The organism is Patescibacteria group bacterium (assembly GCA_028716665.1).
Taxonomy (GTDB): Bacteria; Patescibacteriota; Patescibacteriia; order UBA2591; family JAQUPP01; genus JAQUPP01.
The window spans coordinates 219,381-242,890 of sequence record JAQUPP010000002.1 but is presented as its reverse complement, the minus strand read 5'-3'; the positions used below and the strand labels follow the sequence as shown (position 1 = coordinate 242,890).

Sequence of the window (23,510 nt, the reverse complement as noted above, 5' to 3'; positions counted from 1 at the left end):
AGTATTACGAAACTCGCCTCAAATATCTATTTTTTAAATTACTAACTCATTTCGGACGGCCGTCTAAAATGAGTTAGTAATTTAAAAAATATATAAAAAAGAAGATTATTAATAATCTTCTTTTTTTATTAAATCTTGTTTTAAACCCCGCACCCAGAATTTATTTATTTTTTAAATGCGAAGCTATATCTCTTAAAAAAAATAAAGTATCTCTAAAAAAAGATACTCTATAATGTTTTCTATACAAATTTTTAAAAAATGCTGAGCATTATAAATTCTGGGTGCGGGGTAAATTAAATAATTTAATTGCGTTTTGAGTGGTTATTTTTATGATTTCTTCCAATGACAATTCTTTAATTTCGGCAATTTTTTCAGCTACAAAACGGACATAAGAAGGTTCATTTTGTTCTCCCCGATGGGGTTCGGGTGCTAAGAACGGACAATCCGTTTCAATTAATATTCTGTTCAAATCAACATTTTTAACAACTTCAAAAAGAGAATGCGTATTCTTGAAAGTAATAACTCCGGTAAATCCCAAATAAAAACCAAGGTTTAAAAATTTTTGAGCGATTTCCAAATCAGACGTGAAACAATGAATCACGCCTCGGGGTATAAACGACAAAGAACTAAGAATTGACAATATTTCCAAATAGGCGTCTTTTGGATTTTCTTTACTGCCGCGACAATGAATTATTATCGGCAAATTTAATTTTTGAGCCAATTCCAAATGTTTTTTAAAAATTTCTTTTTGTTTGTCGCGCTCGGCATTATTCGTTATGTGATAATAATCAAGTCCTGTCTCCCCTATTGCTTTAATTTTATCTTGATTTAAATTAACCAAATTAATATATTTTTTGGGATCAAAATTTTCTTTTTCAATATCAGTCGGATGAAGTCCGACAGCGGCATAACAATTCTGAAATTCATTGGCAATAGCCACAACTTTTTTACTGCTCTCCAAATCAGTGCCAATATTAATAATCGCCTGGACGCCGTTATCAAGACTTCTTTTGATTACTTCTTTATAATTATTATCAAAAACTTTAAAATTGAGATGACTATGAGTATCGATCATAAAAAATTAAAAATGTAAAAATCAAAATGAAAAATTTAATAAAATACCTCGCAGTAAACCACGAGGTATTCTGCTAAAAATAAAAAATTAGAATATAGGACTGGCTTCAGTATAATATTTCAATTCTCTGGTATCAATATTAACTATATCTGAAGTGGTAAATCCCAATTTTTTAATGACATCCGGCGAAGTCACCCATCTGATTATTTTCTGATCAAGAAAGTAAACTTTTGTGTCTCCCTTGGCTCTGATTAAACAATTATCAGGAATAGCGTTAAGTATATCATTCGGCAAAGTGACAACCTCGGTCGTGCGGCCGTAGAAATTTAAAACTTTAATATCAGGTATATATCTTTTAAATCCCGATTCAGAAATTAAATAAATTTTTTTATCGTCCTTGGCTCTGATAAATTTGAATAAAGGAACTTTACTGATATTTGAGTTAATTACCACATCTTTTGAAGTGGCGTTAAGTTTATCCAAAATTTTAGGATCTCTTATCCAAAACCGGCGGTTATTCAATACAAACCAAACCTTCGGATCATTTTTAATTCTGGCAAAAACCGTGCCTTTGATTTTATTCGCTTTATTTTTATTGGTTTCAAAAGTTTTGGCAATTATTTCCGTTTGACCGGGAATACCTTTTGATGAAAAACAATAAATTGGCGGAGTACAATTTACTCCCAAAATACTGCCCTTCCACGAATCAGATCCGGCAAAATGTTTGGAATTTACATCTTCTAATCTGGTCCACATCAAATAATAAGCGCCTGAATCCCCCGTTAAATATCCATATTTAAAATCATTGCCTAACACTTTCGGTTGTGCGACAAATCCATTGGTATAACTTTTATGCCAGGTTAACGATGCGGAATCCAAAACATCTTTTAATAATTTCCATTGATAATCCTTGTTTTCTTTATTATCATTAGATATACTTACAGCCGGATATATAATAAAATCTTTGTAAAAATTATTAACGACATTTCTTATCTTTTTTAAATCCGAGACTCTGGTATTATCTCGATTAATCGGTCCGCTGTCGGAACGATCTTCCAACTCCACCTTCACCCTTAATTCATGAACCACCGGCGTCAAAGCCGGATTATCGCTGGCTAGAAATATTCTTAAACGCATTTTTCTGACCCTGCCATCAGGTTGATATAAATCTCCCCACTCAAAAGGATTCAAAGGATATTCTCTAACGCTATTTTCAAAAGTGACAAAACCTAAAATAGTGGTTCCGGTCGGACGATCAAAATTACCATCCAATGTCACATTAAGAATATCTTGCTTAAAACTGATTTCATTGGTCCAGAAAACACCATTAGACATATAACCGTCGCCTTCTTTTGCCAATGTAATGCTATTTTTCGCCCATTTAACAGTGCTTTGCTTGGTATCAATGGCAGATTGGGAACCAAAATCAGTTTTCCAACTGCCTGTTTCAATCGGCGCCGCTCCTCTGGGTGGAAGATAATCAGCAAGAGCCCCTTGCAAAGGGGTTAAAATAAAAGAAAAAATAATTGAAATAATTATAAATTTATATTTTTTCATATTATTATAATAACATAAAAAATGTCATTTGTCAATCCCATTTAAAAAAAGATAGCCAGGTTGATTACCAACCTGGCTATTTATATAGATCACCTCAAACGAACACAAAACGGAGTCTGACAATTTTCATCTTGATTGTCCTTGTCTACCGCGAAAAGCGTGGGGACCCCATCAATTAATTTTAGACATGGGATTTTTCCGTCCACTGTTTCCGAAGCTATGGCATACATACCATAGTCCAAGTTACCTTGTTGGATAGCAAGAGAAATTACCTCCTCAATCGTAAGACCTGTTCTGTTCGGCATTATCGCAAAGGATGGCTGATTTTCTTTTTTCTCTTCTTGAGCTTCATTGGTCTTATCGGTTTCGTCAGTCATAGACGATAATTTCCTGAAATACTGTACGAATTTTGGATGTTCAGTAGCGATCACATTCAGGGCAAATTGAGGAGACTTTCCCCTAAATTTTTCCCCTAAATCTATATCGAGTATCCAAAATGATTTTGGTGATTGAAACAACCCCTTTATCATTTCGGGATCAATATTATTGCTCCCGTTTTTTTTATCCATAAGTATCTCTACTTGGTCATCCAAACTTTTCCGACTTACCGGAATACGAGGAATCAAAGGGATATTATCATCTCCGACGACTAATCCTCTGATAACAATTCCATCAGGTCTTTTGTTGACAATTTCTCCTTCAATTACCCCTAAGATACTTTCTATCTGATCAAGCCATAGATCAGATATCTTTCCAGATATGCCTGCGTCCCGATATATTTTCATCTTAGAATTAATCCACTCCGAAAGATATTCTTTTTGTTCAGTCATCAAATACTCCACAATTCCTTCTTTTAGACCCTCAACAATCCCGTCGCCTAATAATTGATTCATGGATAAATCCTTACATTGCGGTAGAACCGTATCAATAAGTTTACTTATAAATTCGCTTCTTTCCGTCTCATTCAATTTTGTTGCCATTTTTCCTCCCTTTTTTTCTTTGTTTTTTTTAAAGATCCATTTTATATAGTATAAATATAGCACAAAATCAACGTTTTGTCAACCCCCTCACCTATAACGCTGATAAACACTCAGTTTTATATTTATCAAATCCATAAATTTAAAATTTAATATAAATAAAAATACTTTAAATATAAACAAATATGGACTTCTTGTTTAATACATATATCAACGTTTGGTGAGGGGGTCAACCCCCTAAAATATAGAAAAACAGAAGGTTTTTAAGCCTTCTGTTTGTTTTTTTTGAAAATTATAGCCTTACTGGCCCATGGAATAATTGAAACTTTTCCTTCCTGGGCGCCTCCACTTACAACACTTTCCGGTATATCCAATATTCTGGCGGTTTCTTTATTTTTGACAGCGATTATTATTTCTATGCCATTTTCAACATTTTTACCGCCAACCTTTCCGCATCCACAATTTTGCCATTCACCGGTTAAAACTATTGCTCTGCGACACTCATCACAGATAAATAATTTCATTTTTTCCTCCTTTTTTATTTACTGATTTTATAATAACATTTTTTTTGTTTTTGTCAAATCAAAAAGCGTTGTTTAAAAACAACGCTTTTTGATTATAGAAACTCTTTTATTTTTGAATTTGCGGCTGAGCCGGCGGTGTAGCCGGTCTTAGCTGAATTGATTTGGCGGTAATACTGCCGTCTGAGTTAGAAGAACCATTCACCATAACATTCTCCCCTATTTTTAAATCAGCAGCTAATCCTTGAGAAAATTTCATAACTTGAGTCGTGTCGGAATAAAAAATAATTTTTGATCCGCCATCGTTTAATTTGACGGTAATGCTTTTATCATCTTGAGAAATAATTTCTCCGCTGATAGAATTTACACCGCCTTGTCTATTTCCAGTTGGAGCCATACCGTTCCCCATTTGTTGAAAACGCTGTTGCCGTTCTGCTGCCGAGAGATTGCCAAAATTACCATTTTTTAATTGTTTACTTTGAGCATATTTCATGCCTCCGAAAAAAGCTCCTCCGCCTACTACGACAACCAATATTATAATAATTGGTAATATTTTTTTCATAATTTTTTAATTACTTATTAGCTTATTAACTTATTTACTTATTAGCTTATTCTATTCGTATCTCAGTGCTTCAATAGGATTAAGGGCTGCAGCACGGCGGGCCGGGTAATAACCGAATATAATTCCAATCGCGGCCGATACGCCAAAGGCCAACAAAACTGACGATAATGACATCTTGGTGGCAATACTGCTAAATTGAGAAATGCCAAGTGAAATAAGCCAGCCGAATAAAACGCCGATAACTCCTCCAAGGAAAGTAACCATCACCGCCTCAGTTAAAAATTGAAGATTAATCTCCGATCTTTTGGCACCAATGGCTTTTCGCAAACCGATTTCCCTTGTTCGCTCAGTAACGTTAGTCAACATCATATTCATAATACCAATACCGCCGACAATCAAAGAAATTCCGGCAATCGCGGCCAAAAGCATGGTTAAAGTTTTAGTTATTGAAGATGCGCTTTCCACAATATCAGATTGATTCATAGTACTGAAATCAGCCAAGGCAGCATCTGAAATATTGTGACGGCTTAATAATAATGTTGTAATTTGACTTTGCAATTCAGTCATTGATTTTTGATCAACTGCCTGCACGCTGATTGTACTTACATATTCGCTACCGGCCAAGAAACGCTGAGCCGTGGACAAAGGAACATAAATCTGATCGTCCTGATTGCTGAAACCGCTTCCGCCTTTTGTTTTGGTAAGACCGATAACTTTAAATTCAATTTTTTTGATGCGAATCGTTTGTCCGACCGGATTTACATTTTCGCCAAAAAGATCATCTCTGACCGTTGGACCGATAACCGCCACTTTTGATGAACCCTGCACATTTTGATCTGAAATAAAAGAACCAATATCAACTTCAACATTGCGAACCGAAGAATATGCGGCCGTAGTCCCGATAACCGAAGTATTGGTGTTTTTTCCTTTTGTCGTAATTTGATAGCGGCCTGAAAGTTCAGGAGCAACAGCTTTCACAAGAGTAATTTGTTCTTGAATGGCTTCTGCGTCCGCCGGCTTGAGCGTTTGAGCAGATCCCCGACCCGCGCTTACTTGAGTGCCGACTCCTCTTTGAAAACTTGGCATTACGATAATTAAATTTGAACCGATTGATTGAATACTTGATTCTATGGAACCTGTCGCGCCTTGACCGAGTGAAATCATGGCAATCACTGATCCGATACCGATTACAATGCCAAGAACAGTTAAACCTGTTCGCGCTTTATTGGCGAGCAAAGCAAAATATGTTTCTTCAAATAAGTCTTGTACTTTCATAAATGATCGTGATTAATAGTTAATCTGTTTTTATTTTTTGAATCTTCCACAATAGCGCCGTCGCGGATAAAAATTATCCGGTCCGTGTGTTCAGCTACATATCGTTCATGCGTAATTAAAATAATCGTGCGATGCTGTTCTTGATTTAATTTTTGAAAAGCCTCCAAAACAATATCACCGGTTTTGGTATCCAAATTTCCGGTTGGTTCGTCGGCAAGAATTAAAGCCGGATTATTAACCAAGGCGCGGGCAATGGCCACTCTTTGCATTTGACCACCGGAAAGCTGATTGGAAAGATGATTAAAATGCGATTCATCCAATCCTGCATTTTTTAAAGCTTGTCGCGCCAATATTTCGCGCTCCGCTTTGGGGACGTTTGAATAAATAAGCGGCAGCATGACATTTCGCAAAACCGTCGCGCGCGGCAAAAGATTGAATGATTGAAAAATAAAACCGATTTTATTTTTTCTGATATCCGCCAATTCATCATCAGAAAGAGTGGAAACATCATGATTGTCTAAAAAATATTGACCGCTGGTCGGAGTATCAAGCGCGCCCAAAATATGCATCAAAGTTGATTTACCTGAACCGGACGGTCCCATAATCGCCACGAATTCGCCATCATTAATGGTAAATGACACTTTCTGCAAAGCAGCAGTTTCGAATTCACCGACTTGATATATTTTTGAAATATTTTTACATTCAATCATAATTATATTTTAATGATTCTATTTCTATTTATTATGTTAATCGCGCGGTCCGCCGCCTCCCATTTGAAATAAATTTCTTGTATTGGTTGTTTTTGTTTGCGTGGCAGAAGAACTGCTGCTGGTCCCACTGACCACCCAATCGCCTTCTTTAAGACCGCTTATAATTTCCGTGGACGAATCATTTATCAAACCGGTCTGAATTGATTGCTGAGCGGGAGAATTTTTTACAATAACAGTCGCAGTATTTGTCGTTGAATTTTTTGGATTAATTGTTGAATCAAATATTTCCACGTAAGACGTGTCGCCCAAAGTTTTTACCGCGGAGTTGGGAATTAATAAAACGTCTTGTTTAACATCCGTAATTATTGTCGCAGACATACTCATTCCTGATTTCACACGTTCATCTTGAGTGTCAAATCCGATTTTTACGTTATAAGTCACCACTCCTTGAGAAACCGTTCCGATTGCGTCGGTTTCTATCACTTCACCGCTGATACTTAAATCTTCAATTGCGTCAAAAGTGATGGTTACTTTTTGTCCTATTTTCACTTTAGCAATATCAACTTCGTTAAGAGTAACCTCAGCCATTTTTTGCTTGGTGATAAAGGTAATAACCGAGGCACCGGAAGAAATTGAATCTCCGTTTTTAACATTTAACTCTGCAACCACTCCGTCAAAAGGGGCCTGAATATAATAATCCGCAAGAGTTTGTTTCGCGCTTGTTAAAGCATCTTGCTTTTGCTGAATAGTTATTTTTTGATTTCTAATATCAAGATCAGTGGCACCGGCTTTCAAATCGGCCAATTTTTGTTCTTTTTCTTTTATACTTTCTTCACTGGCTGTCAAATCAAGAGGATAATTTTGATCCATTTCTTTCAAATCTCTCTCTTTATCAATAATTGTATCTTTGTCTGTTTGCAAAGTACTCTTGATTGAAAGAAGGTTAAGAAGATATGTGTTTGTTTTTCCGGTATAAGTGCTGAGAGTGGAGAGATGAGTATCGGCAAGTGTTTGTGGTCTTAAACTGCGCTCGGTTAATTTATCTTTATAAAATTGAATTAAATTAGTGACACTTTTTAACGCTTCAGCAATACTTCGGGTGGTTTCGTAGGTTTCACTGATCAGTGATTCAATTACGATTTTATCCGAAGACCTGTCCGCGGATTTGTAATCCAAAAAATTTTTATCATAGGCTGTGCGGGCAGATTGATATTTCGTATAAGTGTCATCTCTGTATTGCGTCGCTTTTTCGTCATATAATTGAGAAATACTTGTATAGTAATCAAGATTGTATTGAGTTGTTGAAAAATTAAAACCAAACAATAAATCTTGAAGTCCGGTTATAATGTTCGGAAGTTCAAGAAATGTATTCGATACATTATTAAAACCATCCTCATAAGCTTTTTGAAGATCATCTTTGGCGTTTTGTTTAGCGTCTAAAGCATTCTGATAATTAGTCGCTTGAGTAAATTTAAGTTTAGTCAAACTGTCCTTGGCTTGAACAAGAGAATTTTCCGCTTGCAACATTGTAAGCTTGTCTGCCGGAGCCAATAGATCCTCCAATTGAAGCTTGGCTGTTTCAAGAGCTGTCTCGGCGTTCCGTACATTTATTTGAGCATCACTGGGATCCAATCTGACAAGAGAGGTCCCGCTTTTAACTTCTTGGCCTAATTTTACTCCCAAATAAACCACGTCGCCCGATGCTTTTGCTTTAATATCCACTTGATTGGAGGCTGAAATTTGTCCGCTTCCGGAAACAGAAGTAATCAACGTCCCCTTTTCAACCTTGGTTAATGTATAACGAATTTCAGTTGTGTTGCTTTTATTTTTTTTATATACAAAATAACTTCCGCCGGCTATTAAAATAATAATCAGCGCGATAATAAATTTTTGTTTTGATGTAATTTTTTTCTTCATACCAGGTAGTAGAACTTTGACAATTTTTGTAAAATTACCAAAGTTTTAAATTATTAATTAAATTATTTTAGGAAACCTTTGTTTATCTTATGATTTTTTGTCCGACCAAAAATCAACAAATTAAATCTTCAACAATATGTTAGATGCGCGAAATATATACCAGATAAAACTTTTTAGCTGTGAGAGGACAAGTCAAAGTCCACTACCTGGCATAATAAATATAATAAAAGAATAATTAATATAATTTAGCGCTGGCGGCCGGGCATTTGAAAATCAGGCAATTTTCCCATCGGCATTTCTTTTTTTGGTTGAGGCATGATTCTGATAAATTTCGCCTCTATTTGTCCGCTGGTGTTCGGTTCGCCTATAACCACGATTTGATCATCAATTTTAAGATCGGTTAATTTTATAGTTTCTCTAAAACGCTCAATTACAGTATCGTCTTTGGCAATTACAGTTTTTTCCACATTATCAGGACTTTTGATAATAAGCGTGGAGTCTTCAATTTTAATAATTTGCCCAAAAACTCCGTGCGGTTCTATAAAATCTCTGCCGCCGAAATCTCTGAAAAAACCGCCGCGGGGACCGGCAAAATTCTGATGATAATTTTCTCCCCACTTGTAAGAAAAATTAGCCTTTCTGAACCCGATGATCATTCCAAGATTAAAAATAAGTAAAAAAACAATCACTCCGATTATTATCAGAGTAATGATCTTAAATGATTTTGATCGAAAAAATTTATTGAAATCAATTTTATTAAAATCCATATTATTATTTAATATTAATGATTAAATATTTGCGCGTGCTTTAAAATAATTCTCATATCTTGCGTTAAAAATTTGAGCGATTCGAGGAATATGAAAACAATAACCAGAAAAGTGGCCACGCTCATCAGGGGCAGTGTTCCTAAAAGCGTCATGGCAAAACTGCGCCAATAAGTCATGACCATTCCAATATCAGTGAAAAATAAAGAGAAAAAATTAATAAAACCGGATTCATTAAATCCAGTTTGCATCATTTTAAAGGCAGGCATAAAAGCCGCCATAGAACCGATCAAGCCGACAAAAAATATCGCAAATCTGCGCTTAACCATTATTATTTTTTGCTCCTCGTGAATACGAGACATTATTTGGTCAAAAAGACCATCCGAGGGTTTAAATAATTTTTCCTGATTATTCATACTATATAATACGTCAAAGGGATGCATTTTGGTGCATCCCTTTGTCTTCTGAAAAAAAATTTATTTATATTGATTCAACAAGAAATTTTTTAAGAGAAATCAGGGCGCGTCTGTATCGGCTTTTTATGGTATGAAGCGGTTCATTAAGAGATTGGGCGATTTCACGAAAAGTAAGATCGTCATTATAATGTTTATCAAGCACTAAACGATATTTCGGAGAAAGTTTTTTTATAGCCGAAAAAAGAGATTGAGTTGCATTTTTTTGTTCAAAAATTTCATCAGGCAATAGAGAACTATCTTTTAATGTATCTGTAATAATATTATCCCCTTTTTCATCTGTGAATACGGAAAACGACAATGTTTTTTTTCTTCTAAGAAAATCAATCGAAGCATTTTTGGCAATACTGAAAAGCCAAGTTTTAAGCTTTCCTTTTTCAGGATCAAACCCCTTCGACAAGCTCAGGGCAGGTTTTTTAAGATTTCTCCACATTTTTACAAATACCTCTTGGGTTATATCTTCGGCGTCCGAAGCGCTATTTACATAATGATAGATAAAGTTATAGACGGGTTTGAGATATTGTTGAATTAAAATTTCCAACGACTTTTCATCGCCTTTTAAATATTTTTTAACCAGTTGCTCGTCATTTATTTCCGGCATAAATACATTATGGCATATTTTCGCAAAAATTTCAAGATAAAATAATGAGGCGGTTTTAGCGCCTCATTATGATACAATTATAAACTAATAATTCCTCCATGTACTTTTCCTGTTTCTCCTTTTAATATAGAAATGGACTCCTTTTTGTCGTGAGCAGTTACTGTTAAACACTTTCCCTTCTCTTTGAGATGAGGCCTAGTATCAATATGGAAAATAATTGTATCACAACCGTTTACAACAGTCTTTATTTTGAAATAGTAATTTTTCTTTTTTCCCATTTTTTTCCTCCTTTCTTCATATAATATCATATTTTCTAATTTTGTCAATGATTGACGACTGATTAAAAATAAAAAAGGCGGCTAAAATTATTTCACCGCCTTTTTAATTTATTTTTCATTATTGGGCCCTGTTTGTTAAAGACCCTAATAATAAAAAAGTTGCTAATCCACCCACAAATCCGATCATAAGCCCAAATACGATTCCATTTACAAGACCCGATTCAATCCCAACCCCAACGCCGGACCCAAACCCAAATGCAATTCCATTCATAATTCCAATACCGAGTCCGAATATTCCTCCTACTTTTGTCAATGCTTTAATTCTATTTTGATTCACTTTTTCCTCCTTTTTAAAATATTTATTTTAAATATATCATATTTTAGAACCTTGTCAATAATCAAAAAAAGATTTAAAATTAATTCAATGAAAAATAAAAAAACAACAAAAATCGCAGTGGGAATGAGTGGTGGAGTTGATTCCACAATCGCCGCTTTGATGCTCAAAAATGAAGGATATGACATTGTCGGGTTAACAATGAAAATTTGGGATAATAATCCCCTGATTAAAGGCAACCGAAGCGGGTGTTACGGACCGGGAGAAATTAAAGATATTGCCGAAGCGGAAAAAGCGGCCAGAATAATGAATATCCCCCACTACGTAATAGACCTCAGAAAAGAATATCACAAAAGCGTCATTGATTATTTCAAAGAAGAATACCAAAAAGGAAAAACTCCCAATCCGTGCGTGATGTGCAATTCAAAAATAAAATTCGGATTATTGATAGACAAAGCGATTAACAGCGGAATAAAATTTGATTATTTCGCCACCGGACATTATGCCAGAACAAGCTTTGATAAAAAAAATAATATTTATTTGTTAAAGACCGGTCTTGATAAAAACAAAGACCAGTCTTATTTTTTATACCGATTAAAACAAAAACAATTGAAAAAAATTCTTTTTCCTCTTGGAGAAAAAAGAAAAGATGATATTAAAAAATTCGCTCAAAAAAACGGGTTTGCCGATTACGCGGAAAAAGACGAAAGCCAAAATTTCATTGAATGCGACAATTATTCGGTCTTACTGCCGGCCGGAAAAATCGGATCAATAGTTGACTGGCAGGGAAATATTTTAGGACAGCACAAAGGAATATCAAATTACACTTTGGGTCAGAGAAAAAATCTCCATATCGGCGGATTAAAAGAACCTTATTATGTTTTAAAAATAGACGTCAAAAAAAATATCATTGTTGCGGGGCCGAGAAATCTCGCTTTTTCAGATAAAGCATTTGTGAAAAAAATCAATTGGATCGTTCCGTTAAAACTGATAAAAACCAATAAAGTCAGAACCAAAATAAGATACGGCGCCGAATTCGCCGAAGCCGTATTTTTATCAAAAACAAACAAGAGCGCTGTTTTAAAATTTAAAAAACCGCAATTCGCGGTTACTCCGGGCCAATCAATTGTTTTTTACGACAAAGATATGGTTCTTGGCGGAGGAATTATTATTGACAAAAAACAATAATTTCCGAATAAAGAAAAAACTGGGGAATAATCTGCCCCAGTTTTTGTTATTTTACCTTTTCCAGAAAAAGAAAAAGCTTCTTTTTTTCAGAGTAATTTCCATGCTAGGGAAATTATCCTGTACTTCTTTCAAAATTTCTTTTTCAGTTTTATTTTTGATCTTAGCCATTGCTTTTATTGCCGCTTCTACTGTTTTAAACTTTAATACTTTAAACATCTCGTTCGACTTACTCACTGGCTCCAGCGCTGCTTGTCCTTCTTTATATTTAGGAAAAACAAGATCATCGCTTTCTGCATCAATTCTGACTATATAACAACCAATGATGCCCCAGTAAGGAAATTTCCATTTTGCCATTTTCCCCTCCCCTTTTTTAATTTTTAATTTTTTATTTTAAACTACTGTTAAAAATTATATCATATTTTAGTAAAAATGTCAACCCCCGTGTTCAGTTAATAAGTTGATAAGCAAATAAGTTGATAAGAAAAAAAATAAATAAAAAATTTAAATATTAAGGGCGGGACCCTTATAAAAAAATTAAAAACAAAAAGACCGCTCTCAAACGAAAGTGGTCTTTTTTGCTCACGACGACTATGCGCGTGCTACATTGATGGCAGCTGGGCCTTTATCGCCCTGCTCGACTTCAAAGGTGACGGCATCGCCAACCTTTAATTCGGCAAAAGTAACGCCAACCAAGTTTTTGGAATGAAAAAATAGATCTTTTGTTTCGCCTTCGCGAGAAATAAATCCAAATCCTCTATCCGTAAGAGTTTTAATAGTTCCGTTCATACGTTTAAACTTTTATTTTAATTTTAATAATTTTTAATACAGAAAAACTCGACTATGTTTCCGCATCTTTTGTAACTATATAAGTATACACTATTGATAATATTTGTCAACCCCCTCACAAGGAAATTATTGTCTTTCTTAAAAATTACGATTTAATAGGTCAAAAGTTAAAATAGATGTCTAATTAAAATAAAATCAGTATATGTAAAAACGAAAGACAGTAATTTTTATAATTTACTATGTGAGGGGGTCAACCCCCTTACAAGGTTATTGTTTATAATTTGCCTAGATCAAGTTCTTCGTTAATTTTCAATGATTCAACAAATTTTTCCATATGGCTGACCAAAATAACAGGTCCGTGAAAATTATTAATTGCTTCGGCGATTAAAGGCAAATGACGAAAATTAATGTGATTGGTCGGCTCGTCCAAAATCAATAAACCGGGCCGCATTAAAACAAGCCGAGCAAAAGTCAAAAGTCCTTTTTGCCCTTCGGATAATTCGCAAATAAGATTATCCATAATATCCCCTGTTAAAAGAAATCCGGCCGCCACTGTTCGCAAATGTTGGGAATCCGAATTGTCAAACACAACATTTTTCAATGAATCAAGTACGGTTTCCTGAAAATTAAGATTTGAGAAATCCTGGCTGTAATAACCGATTCTGATATCGTCGGCGATTTTGACACCCTCGTGTTTTTCCGAAACCAGCGAGCGCAAAAAAGTGCTTTTGCCGATTCCATTCGGCCCGACCACCGAGAGATGAATTTTTTTATTAATATCTTTTTTAACTTTTTTGACAACCAGTTTATTATCTTTAAAAATTTTGACAGATCTGATTTCCACGATATTGCCGATTAAATCTTCCTGCACCGGAATTGAAAATTTTCTGATGACCCTGTCTTCTTTTCTGACATCAACCATATTTTCTTCCAATTCTTCTGTTTCTTCGCGAAGCTTGCTGGCCAATTTTCTCATCTTTCCACCTTTATTGGCGAAAAAATTAACTTTTTCTTTGCGATCAAGAATTTGTTTTTTTAATTGAGCGTTTTTCATTTGTTCTCTTTCCACTCGCTTTGAAATTTCCTCAACCACTGAATAATAATCTCCCAAATACATTTCTGTCTGATGCGTAAAAATATCAAGATAAATTACGCCCTCGGTAAAACAATTTAAAAAATCAGCGTCATGAGAAATAACAATCACGGTTTTCGGATACATAATCAAAAATCCCAACAAGTGATCAATGCCTTCTTTGTCCAAATTGTTGGTCGGTTCGTCCAATAATAAAATATCAGGATTTTTAATCATGGCAAAAGCCAATAATAACCGAGCTTGTTGGCCACCGGAAAGATCGCCGACTCGCCTCTTCAAACTGATCGCTCCGCTGCTTTCTTCGGGGCCGATGGACATATTAACCGCATCCATAACTTTGGCTATCTGACTGCGCAAATCAGCCGGCACAATGGAAAAAGCTTTGGAAAAATAATCTTCTATGCTTAAATCCAAATCACTTCTGTTGATAGTTTGACTGGCAATACCTACCGTAGCACCCAAAGAAACCGATATTTGACCGCCCTTCGGTTTGATATCTCCTTTAATTAAATTAAAAATCGTGCTTTTCCCCGATCCGTTCTGACCCATTAAAGTTATTTTCGCGCCTTTTCGCACGCTAAAACTGGCCTCGTTCAACACGGGCTTTTTATGGACATATTCAAAAATAACTTTATCAAAACGCAAAACTACTTCTTCAGCCATAAAAAATTTAAATTATATAATTGCAATGCTTGATTTAATAGATTAGCAAATTTTTAAAAATTTGTCAAATATTTTTAACAAAATGAAAGGCGGATGAAAATCTCATCCGCCTTTCCGAGGTTCAATTAAAACTTAATTATTTTATCAACGGTTCTTGTTTTACTTCTTTCTTAACTTTCTTTTTTCCTTTAAGAATGAAGTAGCCAATAACACCGAGTATGATCAAAGTCACTATTACACCTAACCACACTTTACCGGTTCCGAGAGATAATACATTTGCCATTGAACCCAACAAACTTGATTTCGCAACTTTTTTAGCAGCAACAGTTGCGGTAACAGTATAAGCTTGAGTTGTATCGTCGGCAGCGGTAACAGTGTAAATAACTGAATGAGTGAAATCTTGCGTCATTCCGGAAGCCGGGCTGACCGCCACTCCGTTAATAACGATGGTCGGAGTAAGAGCGTTAACCTTGGTTCCAAAAGGAACGGTTACGGTAATGACATGATTTGTTTCATTGATAACACCCGCGCCTAAACCTTTAAAGCTGAAATCAGTGATTGCTTTAGCCGGATTAGCGGCAACGGTTATGGCAACAGTATAAGTTTGAGTGGATTTATCTTCAGCCGTGACTGTGTAAGCGATCGGATCAGAGAAATCCTGAGCCGCGCCAGAAGCCGGGCTGACTGATTTTCCGGTTGTAGTAATCATTGGAACAAGCGCGGTGACATCAGTGCCATAGGGCAAGGTGGCCACGATTGTTTTTGTATCTTCATTAATAGCACCTACGACCGCATAAGCTGCAAAGTCAAACGAAGTAATAGCTTTGGCTGAATTTACAACAGGAGCAGGCGTGGTTTCTTTTTTTGTTGAAGGAGTTGTAGTTTTCGGAGTTGTTTTAGGAGTTTCTTTCACGACAGGAGCCGGAGCAACAGGAGTCGGTTTGACAACAGGAGCGACATTATAATTTCCGGCTACGGAAGTATTAGAAACTGAAGTTCCTTCACCGATAATATCAACACCTTTGAAACTGATTGAAGACGGTTTGGCATTTTCCGCTTTAACAGATACAGTCATTAATGTTCTATCCGACACTGTACAACTCGGTATACCGATTAAGAAATAAGGACTTGAACAACTTGGAGAAGATAACGCTTGCAAACCACTTGAAAGAGTTATGCCCTGACAAGTTAAATTGTTAAAAACCAAAGTACCTTCAATGGTGCAAACCTTATCACCGGCATTATTAAGTCCTACGGTTGCGTTAAATACGCTTCCGGCAGTTTTGCTGACGTTTGTCGGAGAGACGTACAAGAAAGTACTGGCAGCATCTGCTGTTCCGATAAAACCGGCAACCGACAATAAGAGGACAGTTGTCAATAATACAATTTTCATTTTTATATTTTTCATATTTTTCATATTTATAATTATTTATTTATTCTTATAGAGACCAATTTAACATTAATAATGAGAAATCATATTTATCGACTTTGCTGTCAGTATTGACATCGCAAATGTTTAAACCTGTCTGTCCCCAATTTGCCATCAATATTGAGAAGTCATATTTATCAACTTTTCCATCCTTGTTAATATCACCTGTTTTAATATTTTGAGTAAAGGCTACGGTCACAGTATAAGTTTGCATTGCGCCGCTCTCGGCAGTGACTGTGTAAACAACAGGATTGGTGAAATTTTGAGCAACACCTGAAACTGGAGAAATTTTTGCTTTATCAGAAACCGTGATAGTCGGCACTAAATGAGTTACGTCTGTGCCATAAGGAGCAACCAAAAGAACTGTATAATTTGTTTCATTAATAGTGCCTACGATTGGTTTTAATCCATCAAAACTGAAAGCTGTGATTGCCTTGGCAGAGCTGTAAGTATAAGAACTTCCACCGCCGCCTCCGCCTCCACCGCCGCCTCTAACAGTTATGGTAACAGTATAGGTTTGAGTGGAATTATCAGCAGCAGTAACAGTATAAGTTACCGGGCTGGAAAAATTTTGAGCTACGCCAGAAGCGGGATTAACCGTTGCTCCGGCAGAAACCGTGATAGTCGGAACGAGCGCGGTCACAACCGTGCCATAAGACATGGTTAAAGTGATCGTGTGATCGGTTTCGTTAATAGCCGCTGCTTGATCAGAAATAATAAATGAAGTAATTGCTTTAGCTGAACTGGTGGCTGCGGCAACAGTTACCGTGTAAGCTTGAGTAGAAGAATCAGCAGCAGTAACAGTATAAGTTACCGGGCTGGTGAAATCTTGAGCAGTATCACTTAATGGATTAACAAATAATCCGGTATGCACGATGGTCGGCACAAGCATTGTCACGTCTGCGCCAAACGGCATAGTCAAATGAATATTATGAGTAGCTTCATTGATAGTTGTAGTACCTACTTGGTTAGGAATTGTAAAAGCAGTAATTGCTTTGGCCGGATTAAGAGCCACAGTAACATTCACAGTATAAACTCTTTGTGAAAAATCCGCGGCCGTGACAGTATAAGTTTGCGGAGTTGTAAAATCACGAGCTATACCGCTGAATGGATTAACAAATAATCCGGTATGCGCAATGGTTGGAGTCAACATTGTCACATTGGTTCCAAACGGAACAATTACTGTGATAACATCACCGTTAATAACACCAACAGCTGCCGGAGTTAATTCATTAAAAATGAAAGATGTAATTTCTTTTTCAGAACTGGTGGCGGCGACAACAACCGTAACAGTATAAGTTTGAATTGTCATATCAGCCGCAGTAACAGTATAATCAACCGGAATTGAAAAATCTTGAGCAGTGCCGCTTATCGGCCAAACTGATTGTCCGGTAATAGTAATGGTTGGTGTCAACATTGTCACGTTAGTTCCAAAAGGAACAGTAACGGCAATAGTGTGATTGGCTTCGTTGATAACGCCATTGGCTTCCGGAGCCACAAAACTGAAAGCAGTAATCGCTTTCGCCGGGCTAGGAGCCACAGCAACAGTGACAGTATAATCTTGAGTTGTCATATCCGTGGCAGTGACAGTATAGGTTACCGGATTGGTAAAATCTTGAGGTATGCCGCTCAATGGATTAATAAATGATCCGGTAATAGCAATGGTTGGTGTCAACATTGTCACGTCTGTTCCAAAAGGAACAGTTAAAGCGACAGTGTGGTTATTTTCATTAATAACACCAATAACATCCGGATTTAATTCATTAAAATTAAAAGATGTAATTGATTTGGTTGGATTGGCTGCGACAGTTACAGTCACAGTATAAACTTTTGTGGAAGAATCGGCCGCAGTAACAGTATAAGTTACCGGGTCGGTAAAATCTTGAAGTATTCCACTCCAAGGACTGACTGTTGCTCCTTCGGAAACCGTAATTGTCGGAGTAAGTAAAGGAAGTGTTCCAAATGGGACAGTCACGGCAATATCAGTTCCGGTAATAGCACCTACGCCTTCCGGGAAACTGAAAGAAGTAATATCTTTGGCTGAACTGGTGACAGTGAATGTAGGAAGTTTGGAAGGATTACCTTCTGGATAATTAAAATGCGCAATATTTCCCGCGTAATCTTTAATATCAAGTTTTTTTACTTCCCAAATTCCAAGCTCGCCATTTAATGGAATTAATAAATCACAAGAGAATTCTGAGTCTTGAGTGGTGCACTCAACTGTTTGATTTCCTGACGGACTGGCAATAGTTACTTTAGCAAATTCAACACCCGATCCCACATCATGAGCTTTGACAGTTGCGGTGACAGAATTTCCTATATGTATAATTGATGGATTAATTGTCACGCCATCAGGGTTGTTCTGGTCATTATTAAGATATGGTAGTGTATCATCAATTCTATTAAGAACATTTACGGTAACGAAATAATCTTGAGTATCACCGGAATCAACCGCAGATGTAACTGTATATTTAACTCGTGGATTAGCAAAATTTTGAGTTATGCCCGATTTTGGTTCAACTTCATTACCCTTAATAATAACGGTTGGGGTGAGAGCAGTTACCTTCGTGCCATGAGGCATATTTAAATTAATAGTATAATTATTTTCATCAGCTTCATTTATAGTTGTATCGCCTACCTGACCTGGAATAGTAAAAGAAGTAATCGCTTTATCAGTACTAGCCGCCACATTAACAGTGACTTCATAATCCTTGGTTGCATTATCTTCCGCAGTCACAGTATAAATTACCGGGTTAGCAACTGAATCGGTAAAATCTTGAGCAGTACCGCTTATCGGACTAATAGATGATCCGTGAAAAACGACGGTTGGCGCAAGTGTAAGTAAATCCGTGCCAGAAGGTACAGTTGCGGTAATTTTATGAGTTTCTTCATTAATAACACCGGCAACCGCTGGATTTAATCCTTCAAAAGTAAAAGAATCAATATATTTGGGTGAATTATAAACATTAAAAGTTGTGCCGGACATGGCAAAAATACCCGGATCGGTTTGTTCGGAATAAGAAGTAGACGCGCCTCCATTATCTACAATATCAACTCTTGCCACTTTCCAAAGTCCTCCTTCATTATTAGGTGAAATTGATATCGGACCAAACCATGTTGTTCCCTGATGCATAGATAAATCATTTTCAAACTGAGTTCCTCTTGGATCTTCCACGATTACTTTAACAGAACTTGCATCACTGGCATAAACAGTTGCCAAATAAGGATAAACAGTACCCCCTATTTCTACGTTTGTAGAAACATACACTGTGTTAAATTCAGTTAATGCAAAAGCAGGCAATGGAGAATTGCCTAAGATAATAAAACTTGCTAAACAGACTGTGAGAAATAAACTTAACTTTTTCATATTTTTCATAATGATAAACATTTAAAATAAATTAATTATGCGAAATAAATTATATTTTCTTGATTTTACATTATTGCTATAAAGAGCTTTAAATCTATGTTATAGGTCTGTCCTTTTATTTATTTATATAATATATCATAAAAATGAGAATTTGTCAAGCCCCCTTTTTGGGGATAAAACAAAAATTAACATTTTGTCAACCCCCTCACATGTGGAAAATTATAAAAGATATTAACCTTGTGTTGCCCGCACTCGCTCGGAAAAGAAAATAAATTTTCTTTTCCCTCACTCGCTTGGCAATAAAAATTGATTGTTTCTTATTATTTTATATATATACTGATTTTATTTTAATTAAGAGACTTATATTTAAGGAGGTAATAATTTTTAAGAAAGACAATAATTTTCCTTGTGAGGGGGTCAATCCTTCTGCTGTGGATAAGCTATTCCCCCACTCTTTAATAGTCCTTTCTAAAGAATAAAAAAGGCAGGTGTAATTTTACACCTGCCTTGTGATTGATAAGATCATCTCATCAATATTATCTTCTTCGTAACCGTAGCTCCACCTACGCTTACGTTAATAAAGTACATTCCGTTCGATAACTTCTTGTTTAATTCGTTTGTCCCATCCCAACTTGAGCTCCCTATGGTTTTAACCAGTTTACCGGCTATATCATACACTTTCTTTATAGCTCTTTCCGGAGCTTGAATTTCAAAGTTAGTGGCTGAAACGGTCGGAGACACTGTTACCATTTTTTCAATTTTTTCTTTTTCTGCGACCCCTACTGCTTGTTTAAAAACATACAATATGCCGCTTAAAGAATTGATGCGGAGCGTCTTATTGGGACCGATAGACGGGCTTCCAAGAGGTCCTTGTTTGGTGTCATATTCCCATAACAAAGTTCCATTTTTGGAAACTGCCAAAACTTTGCCTGCATCATTGCCGACGTAAATTGTTCCATCAGCACCAATGGCTGGGGAAGAAATTGTGATCGGACCTGCTAAAGCATAGTTCCAAACAGTGCTACCATCAGACAAAAGACAAGCCGTAATTCCGTTATCTCCGCAATAAATAATCGTGTCTCCAAATATTCCTACACTTGAATAACGAATTTTCGGCGATGATTTTTGCCAAAGTCTCCCTGATTCATTTATGCAGTACAGACTTGAAGGCCAACTCTGTGTTGGATAAGTCCAAACTAGAACTTCACCATGAGGACCAATTGTTGGTGTTCCATGAACACCCGTTGGTTCACCTGTTAAGGCTGTATATCCCCATTTCATTGTTCCGTTTGGATTATAGACATATAAAAGAAAATCATAATAAGCGGCCGGATTTGAGAGAGTAGCAACATAAATGTTACCACTGTCATCAACTGCCGGTGAAACGCTTTTATCATTTCCTTTGTCTAAAGTTACGGTCACCCAGCTAAGTCCGGTATCAACAAAACACCAGAGTTTATTATTGGCGTAAACATAAATATTTCCGCCGAAAATAGTTGGTGCCGAAGGGTTGGCTCCCAAATAATATGACCAATTCTTTGTGCTGTCTGTCAGATTCTTTTTAATCAAAGAATCTTTAGAGCAAAAGAAAATCGTACTATCATGGACAGCCACTGACACTTCTGTTCCATAACCGGTATCTATTTTTTGAATCAGACCTCCCTGAGAACTTATTTCATACACACCCTTTTGGGTGCCGAGAAATATTCTTTCATCACCATTAAACGAATCACTGATCGGTGAAGAAAATAATCCGCAGGTGGTCCCTAAATTTAAAGACCAACTGACATTATTTGTCTCCGGTCCGGCTGGTCCACTTCCATCGTGTTTTGCATTTCTTTGGAACATTGGCCAGGTACCATAAGCCATCGAGCTGCAAAGAATTGCAGCTATCGCCAAAAATGAAAAGACTTTTTTCATCTTTTCCTCCTTTTGTCTTTTGTAAAGACCTTCTTTCTTCTATCCACGTTACCCTCGTGTAGGGAATATCCATAAGTTATCTTTATAACTCGGATATTATTTAATATTATAATATCAGATTTTTCGGTTTTTGTCAACCCCCTCACATGGGGAAAATTATAAAATTACTTGTCTTTTGTTCTTTTATATACATATCTTAAGATTAGATGTTTATTTTAAGTTTATACTTAATTAAATCGTAATTTTTAAAAAAGACAATAATTTTCCTTGTGAGGGGGTCAAGAGCCCTTTTGGTGGACAAAATCCATTATAGTAAAAACGAGCCGAAAAGCTCGTTTTTACGCACTATTTTAAATAATATATCAATCAAATTTAGCCGCGATCGGCATTCTACGGCCCATACCGAAGGCCTTATTGGTTACTTTTAAACCGGGCGCCGCCTGTCTTCTTTTGAATTCATTGCGGTCAATTTTATGAATAACCCATTTAACTATTTTTTCGTCAAATCCTTTTTTAACAATATCTTTGGTTGAAAGTTTTTCTTCAACATAAAATTCCATAATCGGATTTAAAATTTGATAAGGCATAAGATCTTTCTCGGTTAACTGATCCGGTCTTAATTCCGGCGAAGGTTTTTTTTCTAAAACTTCTTTCGGAATTATTTCTTTATTTCGATTAATGTAATGAGCCAATTCATAAACTTTATTTTTCGGCAAATCGGAAAGGACTCCCAGTCCGCCACTCATGTCTCCATATAAAGTGCAATACCCGACAGCCAACTCACTTTTATTTCCGGTAGAAAGAACCAAATAACCATTTTTATTTGAATAAGCCATTAAAATATTTCCGCGAATTCTGGCTTGAATATTTTCTTGCGCCACGACCACTTTGTCGCTTTTCCCGAAAAGTTTTTTCAAGGCAATTAAATAAGCATCATAAATTTTAGCAATAGCAACTGTTTCAAGATGAGCGCCTAAATTTTTCGCTAATTTTTGAGCGTCTGTTTTGCTGCCCTTCGAAGAATAGGAAGAAGGCATGCTCACGCCAAAAACGTTTTTTGAACCCAAAGCTTCCGCGGCCAAGGCGGCGGTAACACTGGAATCTATTCCTCCGGAAAATCCGAGAATCACGCTTTTATAACCGACTTTTTGGACATAATCTCTAAGACCTAAAATCAAAGCTTGATAAATAGTTTCCATTTCCAAATCAGGTTTGTAAACCATCGTCTGATTAAATTTTGTCGTATCAACAATTTTGACAATTTCTTTAAAAGCCGGACAAATATCAACTAACTCCCCTTTTTGATTAACCACCATACTTCGACCGTCAAAAATCAATTCATCATTGCCTCCGACTTGATTAACGTAAAAAATCGGAAGTTTATATTTTTTCGCCTGGTCGTGTAAAATTTTAAATCTGATTTTTTCTTTTCCGGCATAAAATGGCGAAGCGGAAAGATTTAAAAATAAAGACGGTTTCATTTTCGCCAATACTTTCAACGGTTCTGATGAATATTCCTGTTCCAACCATTGCAGACCGGTCCAAATATCAGCGCAAATGGAAATACCCAATCTTTCTTTTTTAAAAGTGCACATTTTTATTTCGGAGGTCGGTTCAAAATATCTCGGCTCGTCAAAAACATCTCTTCTTGGCAAGCAAGATTTATGTTGTTGAAAAACTATTTTTCCGCCATGAACCAAAATAGCCGAATTATAAAGCTGATTGCCGGTCTTCGCCTTGCGAGTCGTGATATTGCCGAAAAGAATGCCTAATTGAGGATATTGTTTGGAAAATATAATAACCTCTTGATTGGCTTGTTCGGCTTTTTCAATAAACTCTTTTTTTTCTAAAAAATCGCGCGGCGGATAGCCGGTTATAAAAAGTTCGCAAAAAACAGCCAAATCGGCCTTCTCTTTATTCGCTTGAGACAAGGCTTTTTTCATTTTGGCTAGATTTCCTTTGAAATCCCCGATCGTCGGGTTTAACTGACAAATGGCAATTTTCATATTTTTTAATTATA

Annotated in this window: 21 protein-coding genes; 1 reads left to right on the top strand and 20 read right to left on the bottom strand. The window is 36.2% G+C overall.

All coding sequences use genetic code 11. The annotated features are described in order from the left end of the window. Nucleotides 1-268: 268 nt before the first annotated feature. The 13 genes from PHF10_04375 to PHF10_04315 all read right to left on the bottom strand — a co-directional run bounded on the left by PHF10_04375 (nucleotide 269) and on the right by PHF10_04315 (nucleotide 11,047). Nucleotides 269-1,075 (bottom strand): TatD family hydrolase, encoded by an 807-nt coding sequence (locus PHF10_04375; protein MDD5534957.1) that lies wholly within the window; start codon nucleotides 1,073-1,075, stop codon nucleotides 269-271. A gap of 87 nt (nucleotides 1,076-1,162) precedes the next feature. Next, the gene (locus PHF10_04370; protein MDD5534956.1) at nucleotides 1,163-2,632 is read right to left on the bottom strand and encodes a hypothetical protein; all 1,470 of its coding nucleotides are present in this window, start codon (nucleotides 2,630-2,632) and stop codon (nucleotides 1,163-1,165) included. Between the two features lie 89 nt (nucleotides 2,633-2,721). Further along, on the bottom strand, nucleotides 2,722-3,612 hold the full coding sequence (locus tag PHF10_04365) for a hypothetical protein (protein ID MDD5534955.1): 891 nt from the start codon (nucleotides 3,610-3,612) through the stop codon (nucleotides 2,722-2,724). 260 nt (nucleotides 3,613-3,872) lie between these two features. Beyond that, nucleotides 3,873-4,133, bottom strand: a complete 261-nt coding sequence (locus PHF10_04360) for a hypothetical protein (protein ID MDD5534954.1) — start codon at nucleotides 4,131-4,133, stop codon at nucleotides 3,873-3,875. Between the two features lie 106 nt (nucleotides 4,134-4,239). Continuing rightward, nucleotides 4,240-4,692 (bottom strand): DUF5666 domain-containing protein, encoded by a 453-nt coding sequence (locus tag PHF10_04355; GenBank protein MDD5534953.1) that lies wholly within the window; start codon nucleotides 4,690-4,692, stop codon nucleotides 4,240-4,242. 51 nt (nucleotides 4,693-4,743) lie between these two features. Beyond that, nucleotides 4,744-5,967: an ABC transporter permease gene (locus PHF10_04350; GenBank protein ID MDD5534952.1), complete on the bottom strand. Its 1,224-nt coding sequence runs from the start codon at nucleotides 5,965-5,967 to the stop codon at nucleotides 4,744-4,746. Beyond that, nucleotides 5,964-6,677 carry an ABC transporter ATP-binding protein gene (locus tag PHF10_04345; protein MDD5534951.1) on the bottom strand — a complete coding sequence of 238 codons (714 nt, stop codon included), beginning with the start codon at nucleotides 6,675-6,677 and terminating at the stop codon, nucleotides 5,964-5,966. The genes PHF10_04350 and PHF10_04345 overlap by 4 nt, the downstream gene beginning before the upstream one ends. A gap of 36 nt (nucleotides 6,678-6,713) precedes the next feature. After that, on the bottom strand, nucleotides 6,714-8,594 hold the full coding sequence (locus tag PHF10_04340) for an HlyD family efflux transporter periplasmic adaptor subunit (GenBank protein ID MDD5534950.1): 1,881 nt from the start codon (nucleotides 8,592-8,594) through the stop codon (nucleotides 6,714-6,716). Nucleotides 8,595-8,839: 245 nt separating this feature from the next. Then, nucleotides 8,840-9,361, bottom strand: coding sequence for a hypothetical protein (locus tag PHF10_04335; GenBank protein MDD5534949.1), 522 nt, complete (start codon nucleotides 9,359-9,361; stop codon nucleotides 8,840-8,842). Between the two features lie 14 nt (nucleotides 9,362-9,375). After that, the gene (locus PHF10_04330; protein ID MDD5534948.1) at nucleotides 9,376-9,774 is read right to left on the bottom strand and encodes a hypothetical protein; all 399 of its coding nucleotides are present in this window, start codon (nucleotides 9,772-9,774) and stop codon (nucleotides 9,376-9,378) included. Nucleotides 9,775-9,838: 64 nt separating this feature from the next. After that, nucleotides 9,839-10,432 carry a sigma-70 family RNA polymerase sigma factor gene (locus PHF10_04325; GenBank protein ID MDD5534947.1) on the bottom strand — a complete coding sequence of 198 codons (594 nt, stop codon included), beginning with the start codon at nucleotides 10,430-10,432 and terminating at the stop codon, nucleotides 9,839-9,841. A 77-nt stretch (nucleotides 10,433-10,509) separates the two neighbouring features. Further along, complete coding sequence (locus tag PHF10_04320; GenBank protein MDD5534946.1) at nucleotides 10,510-10,740, bottom strand: hypothetical protein; 231 nt, start codon at nucleotides 10,738-10,740, stop codon at nucleotides 10,510-10,512. Between the two features lie 88 nt (nucleotides 10,741-10,828). Further along, complete coding sequence (locus tag PHF10_04315) at nucleotides 10,829-11,047, bottom strand: hypothetical protein (protein MDD5534945.1); 219 nt, start codon at nucleotides 11,045-11,047, stop codon at nucleotides 10,829-10,831. Between the two features lie 87 nt (nucleotides 11,048-11,134). Here PHF10_04315 and mnmA point away from each other — a divergent pair, with 87 nt between their 5' ends. Continuing rightward, a complete protein-coding gene (gene mnmA / locus PHF10_04310; GenBank protein MDD5534944.1) occupies nucleotides 11,135-12,232 on the top strand; it encodes a tRNA 2-thiouridine(34) synthase MnmA in 1,098 nt (365 codons plus the stop codon). 51 nt (nucleotides 12,233-12,283) lie between these two features. Here the strand turns inward: mnmA and PHF10_04305 are convergent, their stop codons facing one another. The 7 genes from PHF10_04305 to PHF10_04275 all read right to left on the bottom strand — a co-directional run bounded on the left by PHF10_04305 (nucleotide 12,284) and on the right by PHF10_04275 (nucleotide 23,496). Further along, a complete protein-coding gene (locus PHF10_04305) occupies nucleotides 12,284-12,586 on the bottom strand; it encodes a hypothetical protein (protein ID MDD5534943.1) in 303 nt (100 codons plus the stop codon). Between the two features lie 234 nt (nucleotides 12,587-12,820). Continuing rightward, a complete protein-coding gene (locus PHF10_04300; GenBank protein MDD5534942.1) occupies nucleotides 12,821-13,018 on the bottom strand; it encodes a cold shock domain-containing protein in 198 nt (65 codons plus the stop codon). 274 nt (nucleotides 13,019-13,292) lie between these two features. Continuing rightward, nucleotides 13,293-14,774 carry an ATP-binding cassette domain-containing protein gene (locus PHF10_04295; protein MDD5534941.1) on the bottom strand — a complete coding sequence of 494 codons (1,482 nt, stop codon included), beginning with the start codon at nucleotides 14,772-14,774 and terminating at the stop codon, nucleotides 13,293-13,295. A 136-nt stretch (nucleotides 14,775-14,910) separates the two neighbouring features. Beyond that, complete coding sequence (locus PHF10_04290) at nucleotides 14,911-16,182, bottom strand: hypothetical protein (protein ID MDD5534940.1); 1,272 nt, start codon at nucleotides 16,180-16,182, stop codon at nucleotides 14,911-14,913. Between the two features lie 31 nt (nucleotides 16,183-16,213). After that, entirely contained in the window at nucleotides 16,214-19,579 is a 3,366-nt protein-coding gene (locus tag PHF10_04285; GenBank protein MDD5534939.1) for a DUF5018 domain-containing protein, read from the bottom strand. A 513-nt stretch (nucleotides 19,580-20,092) separates the two neighbouring features. After that, nucleotides 20,093-21,490, bottom strand: a complete 1,398-nt coding sequence (locus PHF10_04280) for a PQQ-binding-like beta-propeller repeat protein (protein ID MDD5534938.1) — start codon at nucleotides 21,488-21,490, stop codon at nucleotides 20,093-20,095. 362 nt (nucleotides 21,491-21,852) lie between these two features. Beyond that, nucleotides 21,853-23,496: an NAD+ synthase gene (locus PHF10_04275; GenBank protein ID MDD5534937.1), complete on the bottom strand. Its 1,644-nt coding sequence runs from the start codon at nucleotides 23,494-23,496 to the stop codon at nucleotides 21,853-21,855. Between the last annotated feature and the right edge of the window lie 14 nt (nucleotides 23,497-23,510).